Source organism: Streptomyces sioyaensis, from assembly GCF_004122735.1.
Taxonomy (GTDB): Bacteria; Actinomycetota; Actinomycetes; order Streptomycetales; family Streptomycetaceae; genus Streptomyces; species Streptomyces sioyaensis.
In genome coordinates this window covers 1-8,597 of sequence record NZ_SDIF01000188.1, presented here as the reverse complement: position 1 = coordinate 8,597, position 8,597 = coordinate 1, and the positions used below count along the sequence as shown (strand labels likewise).

At 70.9% G+C, this 8,597-nt stretch carries 8 protein-coding genes and 1 pseudogene; 3 read left to right on the top strand and 6 right to left on the bottom strand.

Annotated features, from left to right (window positions below):
• Positions 1-111: 111 nt before the first annotated feature.
• The 4 genes from EST54_RS32000 to EST54_RS31985 all read right to left on the bottom strand — a co-directional run bounded on the left by EST54_RS32000 (position 112) and on the right by EST54_RS31985 (position 4,451).
• A complete protein-coding gene (locus EST54_RS32000) occupies positions 112-1,227 on the bottom strand; it encodes a GuaB3 family IMP dehydrogenase-related protein (protein WP_096213564.1) in 1,116 nt (371 codons plus the stop codon).
• A 115-nt stretch (positions 1,228-1,342) separates the two neighbouring features.
• Positions 1,343-2,845 (bottom strand): IMP dehydrogenase, encoded by a 1,503-nt coding sequence (gene guaB / locus EST54_RS31995; protein WP_129251192.1) that lies wholly within the window; start codon positions 2,843-2,845, stop codon positions 1,343-1,345.
• A 139-nt stretch (positions 2,846-2,984) separates the two neighbouring features.
• Positions 2,985-3,560 carry a sigma-70 family RNA polymerase sigma factor gene (locus tag EST54_RS31990; RefSeq protein ID WP_040899000.1) on the bottom strand — a complete coding sequence of 192 codons (576 nt, stop codon included), beginning with the start codon at positions 3,558-3,560 and terminating at the stop codon, positions 2,985-2,987.
• 279 nt (positions 3,561-3,839) lie between these two features.
• Positions 3,840-4,451, bottom strand: coding sequence for a response regulator transcription factor (locus EST54_RS31985; RefSeq protein WP_003948568.1), 612 nt, complete (start codon positions 4,449-4,451; stop codon positions 3,840-3,842).
• A gap of 380 nt (positions 4,452-4,831) precedes the next feature.
• Between EST54_RS31985 and EST54_RS31980 the strand changes: the two genes are divergently transcribed.
• A complete protein-coding gene (locus tag EST54_RS31980; protein WP_129251191.1) occupies positions 4,832-5,164 on the top strand; it encodes a WhiB family transcriptional regulator in 333 nt (110 codons plus the stop codon).
• Between the two features lie 226 nt (positions 5,165-5,390).
• Here EST54_RS31980 and EST54_RS31975 read toward each other — a convergent pair whose 3' ends face one another.
• Positions 5,391-6,302 (bottom strand): LysR family transcriptional regulator, encoded by a 912-nt coding sequence (locus EST54_RS31975; RefSeq protein WP_129251190.1) that lies wholly within the window; start codon positions 6,300-6,302, stop codon positions 5,391-5,393.
• 172 nt (positions 6,303-6,474) lie between these two features.
• Between EST54_RS31975 and EST54_RS31970 the strand changes: the two genes are divergently transcribed.
• Together EST54_RS31970 and EST54_RS31965 are read left to right on the top strand one after the other, a co-directional pair.
• Positions 6,475-7,143: an MOSC domain-containing protein gene (locus EST54_RS31970; RefSeq protein WP_129251189.1), complete on the top strand. Its 669-nt coding sequence runs from the start codon at positions 6,475-6,477 to the stop codon at positions 7,141-7,143.
• A gap of 198 nt (positions 7,144-7,341) precedes the next feature.
• A complete protein-coding gene (locus tag EST54_RS31965; RefSeq protein ID WP_129251188.1) occupies positions 7,342-8,115 on the top strand; it encodes an SDR family NAD(P)-dependent oxidoreductase in 774 nt (257 codons plus the stop codon).
• A gap of 172 nt (positions 8,116-8,287) precedes the next feature.
• On the opposite strand, the pseudogene EST54_RS34345 reads toward EST54_RS31965, so the two are convergent.
• Positions 8,288-8,597 (bottom strand): annotated as a pseudogene (locus EST54_RS34345) (DUF2264 domain-containing protein); the annotation flags it as partial.

The following is an 8,597-nucleotide window of genomic DNA, read 5'->3' as shown; positions in this document are numbered from 1 at the left end:
CCGCCACCACCACCCAGCAACCGGGACCCCACCCCACAACCACTTCCGCTCCCGCCGAAGGCGGGGAAAAACCCACGGAACAAACACGGCGCGAAACCCGGCAACGTACGACTAGCGCCGAGGCGCCACCGTGACCTCCACCCGCTGGAATTCCTTCAGCTCCGAGTAACCCGTCGTCGCCATCGCCCGGCGCAGGGCGCCGAAGAAGTTCATCGAGCCATCGGGAACCGTGGACGGCCCCAACAGCACCTCCTCCGTCGTGCCGACCGCACCGAGGTCCATCCGCTTGCCGCGCGGCACGTCCTCGTGCACCGCTTCCATGCCCCAGTGGTGGCCGCGGCCGGGCGCGTCGGTGGCGCGGGCCAGCGGGGAGCCCATCATCACGGCGTCGGCACCGCAGGCGATCGCCTTGGGGAGGTCGCCGGACCAGCCCACACCGCCGTCGGCGATGACGTGGACGTAGCGGCCGCCGGACTCGTCCATGTAGTCGCGGCGGGCGGCCGCGACATCGGCGACCGCGGTCGCCATCGGGACCTGGATGCCCAGCACGTTACGGGTGGTGTGCGCGGCGCCGCCGCCGAAGCCGACCAGCACACCGGCCGCGCCGGTCCGCATCAGGTGCAGCGCCGCGGTGTAGGTGGCGCAGCCGCCGACGATGACCGGGACGTCCAGCTCGTAGATGAACTGCTTGAGGTTCAGCGGCTCGGCCGCGGAGGAGACGTGCTCGGCGGAGACGGTCGTGCCGCGGATGACGAAGATGTCGACGCCGGCGTCCACGACGGCCTTGGAGAACTGCGCCGTGCGCTGCGGGGAGAGCGCGGCGGCGGTGACGACGCCCGCGTCCCGCACCTCCTTGATGCGCTGCCCGATCAGCTCTTCCTTGATCGGCGCGGCGTAGATCTCCTGGAGCCGCTTGGTGGCCGTGGCGCCGTCCAGCTCCGCGATCTCGGCGAGCAGCGGCTCCGGGTCCTCGTACCGGGTCCAGAGGCCTTCGAGGTTGAGGACGCCCAGGCCGCCCAGCTCACCGATGCGGATCGCGGTCTGCGGCGAGACCACGGAGTCCATGGGAGCGGCCAGGAAGGGCAGCTCGAAACGGTAGGCGTCGATCTGCCAGGCGATCGAGACCTCCTTCGGGTCGCGGGTGCGGCGACTCGGTACGACGGCGATGTCGTCGAATGCGTATGCCCGGCGGCCGCGCTTGCCGCGCCCGATCTCGATCTCAGTCACGTGTGTGGCCTTTCCCTCTACGTCTGCCGTACCAGTATCCCCGACACACCGAAGCCCGCGGCCGGGGAGCGGCCACGGGCTTGTGCACGCGTGCGGGCGGTGCCGTACGCGCAGGTCAGCGCCGAGTGTAGTTCGGAGCCTCGGTGGTCATCTGGATGTCGTGCGGGTGGCTCTCCTTGAGACCCGCGGAGGTGATGCGCACGAAGTGGCCCTTCTCCTTGAGCTCGGGGATGTCGGCGGAGCCGACGTAGCCCATGGAGGCCCGCAGGCCGCCGACGAGCTGGTGGGCGACCGAGGAGAGCGGGCCGCGGTAGGGCACCTGGCCCTCGATGCCCTCGGGGACCAGCTTGTCCTCGGAGAGCACGTTGTCCTGGAAGTAGCGGTCCTTGGAGAAGGAGCGGGCCTGGCCGCGGGACTGCATCGCGCCCAGCGAACCCATGCCGCGGTACGACTTGAACTGCTTGCCGTTGATGAAGACCATCTCGCCCGGCGACTCCTCGCAGCCGGCCAGCAGCGAGCCCAGCATGACCGTGTCCGCACCGGCCGCGATGGCCTTGGCGATGTCGCCGGAGAACTGCAGACCGCCGTCACCGATCAGCGGCACACCCGCGGCGTGCGCGGCCTGCGCCGCCTCGTAGATCGCGGTGACCTGCGGGACGCCGACACCGGCGACGACGCGGGTGGTGCAGATGGAGCCGGGGCCGACACCGACCTTGATGCCGTCGGCGCCCGCGTCGATGAGCGCCTGCGCGCCGTCGCGGGTGGCGACGTTGCCGCCGACGACATCGACGTTGATGTTGGACTTGACCTTGGCGATCATGTCGAGGATGCCGCGGCTGTGGCCGTGCGCGCTGTCGATCACCAGGAAGTCGGCACCGGCCTCGACCAGCGCCTGCGCCCGCTCGTACGCCTCGCCACCGACGCCCACCGCGGCACCGACGACCAGCCGGCCCTCGGTGTCCTTGGCGGCGTTCGGGTACTTCTCGGCCTTGACGAAGTCCTTGACCGTGATCAGGCCCTTGAGCACGCCCGCGTCGTCGACCAGCGGGAGCTTCTCGATCTTGTGGCGGCGCAGCAGCTCGATGGCGTCCTCGCCGGAGATGCCGACCTTGCCGGTGACCAGCGGCATCGGCGTCATGACCTCGCGGACCTGACGGCTGCGGTCCATCTCGAAGGCCATGTCGCGGTTGGTCACGATGCCCAGCAGCTTGCCCGCGGCGTCGGTGACCGGCACCCCGCTGATCCGGAACTTGGCGCACAGCGCGTCGGCCTCGGCGAGCGCGGCGTCCGGACGGACCGTGATCGGGTCGGTGACCATGCCGGACTCGGAGCGCTTGACCAGGTCGACCTGGTTGGCCTGGTCCTCGATGGACAGATTGCGGTGCAGTACGCCCGCGCCGCCCTGCCGCGCCATGGCGATGGCCATCCGCGCCTCGGTCACCTTGTCCATCGCCGCCGACAGCAGCGGGATGTTCACCGTGACATTGCGCGAGACCCGGGACGCGGTGCTCACCGCGTTCGGCAGCACCTCCGACGCACCCGGCAGCAGCAGCACGTCGTCGTATGTCAGCCCGAGCATGGCGAATTTGGCGGGCATACCGTCGACGTTGTCACTCATGACACCTTCCCCAATGCTCTTGCCTCAGCGCGGACTCCCATGCTAACGGCCTAAGGAAGTGTCCTAATCCACGAGCGGTGAGGGCCTCGTCACTTGTGTATTTCTACGGCGGAATTCCGCCCTGGAGGCCGGGAATCTGCTACTGCTCGGCGAGCGCCCGCAGCCTGCTCAGCGCACGGTGCTGGGCCACCCGTACGGCGCCGGGCGACATCCCCAGCATCTGCCCGGTCTCCTCGGCGGTCAGCCCGACGGCGACCCGCAGCAGGACCAGCTCGCGCTGGTTCTCCGGAAGGTTCGCCAGCAGCTTCTTGGCCCACTCCGCGTCGCTGCTCAGCAGCGCCCGCTCCTCCGGGCCGAGGGAGTCGTCCGGCTGCTCGGGCATCTCGTCGGACGGCACGGCCGTGCTGCCCGGATGCCGCATCGCCGCCCGCTGCAGATCGGCGACCTTGTGGCCGGCGATGGCGAAGACGAACGCCTCGAAGGGCTTGCCGGTGTCGCGGTAGCGCGGCAGCGCACAGAGCACCGCGACACACACTTCCTGCGCCAGATCCTCGACGAAGTGCCGGGCATCACCCGGCAGCCTCGACAGCCGGGTGCGGCAGTACCGCAGAGCCAGGGGATGCACATGGGCCAACAGATCGTGGGTGGCCCGCTGGTCACCCTCGACTGCGCGAGCGACGAGATCGCCGATTTCCTGCTTCCCGTCCTCACGCATCGGACCATGGTGCCTTGGCGCCGCACGATCCGCGGCATCAGGTCCGTACTTGTGCGCTGAAGCGTTATGAGCGGCAGGTGCGCCGGCTGTCATGTCGTGCGCCCTCCCCTCGTGCCCGACCGACCCGTCCCCGAGGAACTCCATACCTCAAGGATGCGGCACCGCGCGGCGAATCGGACCGCCGGCGGACGCGGCGGCGGGCGGGGCACCCTGCCACCCCGCCCGCCACAGGGCGGGCGGGGATCCTCACTCCCCCGCATCGCTGCACGTCACAATGCCTTAGCGGACGAGTCCCCAACGGAAGCCCAGGGCCACCGCATGCGCGCGGTCCGAGGCGCCGAGCTTCTTGAAGAGGCGCCGGGCATGGGTCTTGACCGTGTCCTCCGACAGGAACAGCTCACGGCCGATCTCGGCGTTCGAGCGGCCGTGACTCATGCCCTCCAGCACCTGGATCTCCCGCGCGGTGAGCGTCGGTGCGGCACCCATCTCGGCGGACCGCAGCCGCCGTGGGGCGAGCCGCCACGTCGGGTCGGCCAGCGCCTGGGTCACCGTCGCCCGCAGTTCGGCGCGCGAGGCGTCCTTGTGCAGATAGCCGCGGGCACCGGCGGCGACCGCGAGCGCGACGCCGTCCAGATCCTCGGCCACCGTGAGCATGATGATCCGGGCGCCGGGATCGGCGGACAGCAGACGGCGCACGGTCTCGACACCGCCGAGACCGGGCATCCGTACGTCCATCAAAATAAGGTCCGAGCGATCGGCGCCCCAGCGGCGGAGGACTTCCTCGCCGTTGGCCGCGGTCGTCACACGCTCGACGCCGGGCACGGTCGCAACCGCCCGACGGAGCGCCTCTCGGGCAAGCGGGGAGTCGTCGCAGACGAGGACGGATGTCATGACCGCCCTCCGCAGCTGATGCGCGTCACCTTGAGCCTCCAGGCTGGTACGTATCGTCACCTGTTGCGATTGACGGCCTCGGACACCTGCCCTACGGCTACCTCTGCCAATCGCCTCCGCACACTCAACGACGGTCACTCGAAAGAGTTACGGCTTCGGCGACCGAGTTCAGCACGCTCCGTGAGGAGCCGGATACGCAGACGACTCAACGGGCGACCGGCATCCGCGCGTGCACCCTATGCCCTATTTGGCTCTCTTTCTTCCATTTTGATGGGGACTATGACTAGATTCGCAATGAGTCATATTTACATCTACTTCGACAGTAGATGTACCGTCGTGAGCACCGAGCCCGCATCAGCATCGCTTCGAGGGGACACGCAATGGCAGATTTCTCCCGCCTCCCGGGCCCGAACGCCGACCTGTGGGACTGGCAGCTGCTGGCCGCCTGTCGTGGCGTGGACAGCTCCCTCTTCTTCCACCCGGAGGGCGAGCGCGGAGCGGCCCGCAGCGCGCGTGAGACATCGGCGAAGGAGGTCTGTATGCGCTGCCCGGTACGGGCCGAGTGCGCGGCGCATGCACTGGCCGTCCGCGAGCCCTACGGGGTCTGGGGCGGTCTGACGGAGGACGAACGTGAGGAGCTCATGGGCCGGGCACGGCACCGGCTGATCCCCGCGTCCTCCATGACCGGCCGTGCGGGCGGATCCGGCGCCTGACCCACGGGAGCGGATCGCTCCTGAAGAAACGTTCCTGCATGAGCCGTGCGGCCGCGGGCTCGGGTGGCAGAAGACGGCTGCGGTGAGCGGCGGGTCGGGGTGGCCGGGTGCCCTGGCGGAGCGGGCCGGTCGGCGAGCGGACGACGATTCCCCGAACGAGCCGATGACGATTCCCGGAAGCCGCACCGGCGGGCGGAGCGGACGGACCGTGTGTCCCGGTGCCCCCTCAGCGGCCCGCGGCGTGCGCCAGCTGGTCGAGCGTGGCCTCGACGGCGGGGACATGCGCCAGGTCCGGCAGCGTGAGCGCGACGACCTCACGATGGACGGCGGGCTCCATCCGTACGGCCGTGGCCCCCTTGAGGCGTACCGACGTCAGCGTCAGCTCGGGCAGCGCGGCGACCCCCAGGCCGGCGCCGACCAGGCCGATCACCGCGGGATAGTCGTCCGTCGCGAAGTCGATGCGCGGGGTGAAGCCCGCGCTCTCGCAGACCTCCACGAGATGCCGGCGGCAGCGGGGGCAGCCCGCGATCCAGGGCTCGTCGGCCAGCTCGGAGAAGTGCGCGCTCCCCGCCCGCGCCAGTCGGTGGCCGTCCGGCACCAGGCCCACCAGCCGGTCCGCCAGGATCGGCCGGACGACCAGGTCGTCCCACTCCGCCGCGGCCGCCGGGTCCGCACCGCGCACTTCCGGATAGCGGAAGGCCAGGGCGATCTCGCAGTCGCCGCTGCGCAGCATGTCGATCGAGCGCGGGGGTTCGGCCTCGACCAGCGAGACCTGGGTGCCCGGGTGTGCGGCGCGCATCGTCGCCAGGGCGGTCGGCACCAGCGTCGAGTTGCCGGAGGGGAAGGACACCAGCCGGACCCGTCCGGCGCGCAGTCCCGCGATGGCCGCGATCTCCTCCTCGGCGGCGGTGAGTCCGGCGATGATGCCGACGGCATGGCGGACGAGGGCCTCGCCCGCCTGGGTCAGCCGCATCTCCCGGCCCGTACGCACCAGCAGCGGGGTGCCGGCGGACTGCTCCAGGGCCTTCATCTGCTGGCTGACGGCCGGCTGGGTGCAGCCCAGCTCGCGCGCGGCGGCGGAGAACGAACCGGTCCGGGCGACCGCACGCAGCACACGGAGATGACGGGCCTCGATCATGCATCAATCATAAGCGATTCTTGGGGTGGCAAGGAAAAGATGCGTCAAAGCTTTTGGGTGGCGGCCGGCACGGGACACGGGCCCGGCCGGGAGTGATCCATGACGGGCCGCGAACGGGGAAGATGCACAGGAGGCCCGCCGGGGCCGCACCGACCGAGCAACGGAGCGCCGCATGAAGCTGCTGGCCGTGAATCTGGGGCAGCCCGCACCGTCCGAACACACCGAGGCGGCGGGGGGCACCACCGGTATCGACAAGCGGCCGGTGGACGGCCCGGTGGCGGTGGCCGCGCCCGGGCCCAAGGGCACCGGCGGCAGCGGGCTGGCCGGCGACGCGGTGGTCAATCTGCGCCATCACGGCGGTGACGACCAGGCCGTGTACGCCTACGCCCGCGAGGATCTGGACGACTGGCAGCGGGAGCTGGGCCGCGAGCTGGCCAACGGGTCGTTCGGCGAGAACCTCACCACGTCGGGTGTGGAGGTCACCGGAGCGCTGATCGGCGAACGATGGCGGGTCGGCCCGCGGTTGCTGCTGGAGGTGAGCTGTCCGCGTATCCCCTGCCGGACGTTCCAGGGGTGGCTGGGCGAGCACGGGTGGCTGAAGCGGTTCACCCAGGCCGCGGTGCCCGGCGCCTATCTGCGGGTGATCGAGCCGGGGGAGATCCGTGCCGGGGACGCCGTCGAGCTGGTGCACCGGCCGGAGCACGAGGTGACCATCCGTCTGATGTTCCAGGCGCTGACCACCCGTCGGGAGCTGTTGCCGCGGCTGCTGGAGGCGGGCGGGGCGCTCCCGGAGGAGGCGCGGCGGCGGGCGGAGAAGTATGTGGAGCGGGAGAAGGGCTGAGTGCCGGGGCCGGGCGGCTCCGTGGGCGGGGCGGGTCGGACGGCCGGTTCGGGGAGCTCGGAGGGCAAGGGCCTTGCGGGCCGGGGGTGGTGGGCTCCCGGGCACGGACGACGGGGCGGCGCGGCGGCGGCCGGACGGGTGGCCGCGTCGGCGGGGTTGGGGCTCGGGCCGTGCGGCCGGGGCGGATAGCGTGCCCGTATGACGACTGCACTGATCACAGGAGCCACGGCGGGCATCGGGGCGGCGTTCGCCCGGCGGCTGGCGAGCGACGGACACAGCGTGGTGCTGGTGGCCCGCGACGAGAAGCGACTGCACGAGCAGGCCACCGAGTTGCACGACCGGCACGGCATCGAGGCGGAGGTGCTGAGCGCCGATCTGTCCACCGAGGACGGCATCGCGGCCGTCGAGGCGCGGCTTTCGGACACCAAGCACCCGGTGGATCTGCTGGTGAACAATGCCGGCTTCGGCAACAAGGGCGAGTACCTCGAAGTCTCGATGGCCGACGAGCTGACGATGCTGAAGGTGCACTGCGAGGCGGTGCTGCGGCTGACCACGGCCGGGGTGCGCGGGATGCGGGACCGCAGGCGGGGCGCGGTGGTCAATGTGGCGTCGGTGGCGGCGTTCGTACCACGCGGCACCTATGGCGCGAGCAAGGCGTGGGTCGTGCAGTTCACCCAGGGCGCCGCGCGGGATCTGGCGGGGAGCGGGGTGCGGCTGATGGCGCTGTGCCCCGGCTTCGTACGGACCGAATTCCATCAGCGGGCCGGGATGGGGACGGAGAACATCCCCGGGTGGATGTGGCTGGACGCGGACAAGCTCGTCGATGCCGCGATGAAGGACCTGACGCGGGGGAAGTCGCTGTCGATTCCGGATCCGCGCTACAAGGCGCTGATGGGTGCCGTGAAGCTGGCGCCCCGTGGAGTGCTGGGCGGGCTCAGCTCGCGCACGGGCCGGAAGTACGGGCCGCGCTGATCGCTGCGCTGGGCAGCCTTCCCATGTTGTCGTCTTTCCCGCCGCGGTGGTTTTCCGCCATTGCTCCCCCAGCTGACGCTGGGAGGTACCCCCAGCGGCGGGCGGGGTCCGCTGCGCGGGGCTGTGGGTGCGGTGACGGGCCTCCGGGGCAGGGTGTCCGGACTGCTTCGCTTTACGTCCGGACACCCTGCCCCTCCGGCCCGTCCCCTCCCGTGGGTGGGTGAGGCAGGGCGAGGTGGGTGCTGGTGCCGTCGTCCCAGCTGATGTGGATGTCATGGCCCGTGATGACTGCTGTTGCCAGTTCCCCTACGGGGGCCGGGTCCGGGTCCCCGGTCAGCGACGCCAGGGCCACGAAGAGGGTGCCCTGGGGGTCGGCGGTGACGGTGCCCTCCACGACCACGGTTTCGGTTCGGGGGCCGAAGAGGGTGCTTCCCGTGGGGGTGCGGCGGGGCGGGGTGTCGTAGCCGTGGACGGGGTGGAGT